1 protein-coding gene is annotated in these 1,550 nt (G+C 72.3%); it reads right to left on the bottom strand.

The features are described from left to right. The coding region (locus tag D7Y04_RS42405; RefSeq protein ID WP_121763053.1) for a hypothetical protein at positions 1-1,532 on the bottom strand (1,532 nt) is incomplete at its 3' end. Between the last annotated feature and the right edge of the window lie 18 nt (positions 1,533-1,550).

Below are 1,550 nucleotides of genomic sequence, written 5' to 3'. Positions count from 1 at the left end.
TTCTTGATTTCAGCGGCCCGCGTCTCCAGGTACGCCACGTAGTCGGCCCAGAGTGGCTGCGCGGTGACGTCGGCAGGAGCCGCTTCCCGCAGGGACTGGCGGTGCCTCACCAGTTCATCCACGTTCATCGGCAGGCGCTCTCCTGGGAACTCCGCCTCCAACTGCTTGAACTTCGCCTCCGCCACTTCCGCGGGGAGTCCAGCTGCCTCGGGGGGCATCGAGGGCCGGGTACCGCCCCGTCTCCCTGCGCCTCCGCCGGTGGACGTGGCACTCGGGGGCTCGCGGTACCGCACCGCCAACGTGGCCTGTGCCTGAGCGACGTTACCTCGCGCCTCGTACAGAGCCAGTGCACCCGCCTCGCCCCACTCCCCCACGAAGACGGCGGCCTCCCGGTTCTGCTGAAGGTGGTGGGCCAACTCCCCCACGGCACTTTCTCCCAGCCGCGCCTCCAACCTCGCCAGCACGGCCTTCAGCGCTTCCACGCGGGACACCACCGCCTTGAGGCGAGCGCGCTCCAGTTGGGAGACGCCAGCTTCACGGAGTGCGCGCGCCCCCTTGCCTCCCGCGTACAGGCCCACCATGAGGGCCGCGGGCGCCAACTGCCGAGCTGCCTCCTCGTACTCGCCCTGGGCGAGGGAGGCCCCGCCCTGCGCCGTCCCCGCCGCCAGGTGGTAGAAGCCCAGCGGCACCCCGAAGGTGAGGGAGTCAAAGGACGCCAGCGCCACGTTGCCCGGCGCGAAGGCCCCCAGGTACTGCGCCTTCTCCACCTCCTCGTACGCGGCCCGGTAGGGTGGTGGGAGCCGCGGGGGCAGCGCGGACGCATCCACGCCCCGGCTTCCGCCAACGAGGGGAATGGAGGCCGCGACATCATCCGCGGCCCGTCCCAGCCCGCGCGCGATGTCACCCGCGCGGAAGTCCCTCTCCGGGAAGTCGCTGAGGGCCAGGCCCCGCTGCTTCAACTCCTCGCGCACCACCTCCATGGCCCCCAGGGCGCGATTGAGCAGCTTGTCCTCGGCCAGCAGGCGCAGCAGCTGCCGCGCCTCGTCGTCGTGGGTGGTGTGCAGGATGAAGAGGGCGAGGACTTCCGCCTTGGCCACGCCGTGCTTCTCGACGGCGGAGGAGAGGAAGGCCGCGCGCTTCTTGAGGAGGACGCGGGCGGCTTCGGCCTCCAGGGGGCCCAGGGCGCCCAGCCGGACGGCGTTCCAGTCGGAGAGGGCCTCCACCAGCCGGGGCATGTCCACCTGGCCCTGCAAGGCCAGGAAGGCCGCTGGCGTGGTGCACGCCAGGAAGGGCGCCAGCACCTCGTCTTCCGAGCCCAGGCGCGGCCAGCCCGAGGGGACTTCCCCGCACGCTCCTGCCAAGGCGCCCACCCCTCGAAGGGGCCTCGTCTCGTCGCCACCGGGACTCGGGGGAGACGGCGTGGTCCGGCGGCGGTGCAGGAGCGGTCCGGCCGCGAACTGCTCGTCGTCGAAGTCCTCGAGCGCGTCGTCCGCGGAGAGAGCCGCGACGGCACTCCGCCCCAAGGCCACCATGGGCGTTGGGCCCGAGGC

Origin of the sequence: Corallococcus sp. AB038B, from assembly GCF_003668955.1 — a bacterium.
Classification (GTDB): Bacteria; Myxococcota; Myxococcia; order Myxococcales; family Myxococcaceae; genus Corallococcus; species Corallococcus exiguus.
Note: the sequence above shows the minus strand (reverse complement) of the source record. Positions and strands in the feature narration are given on the sequence as shown.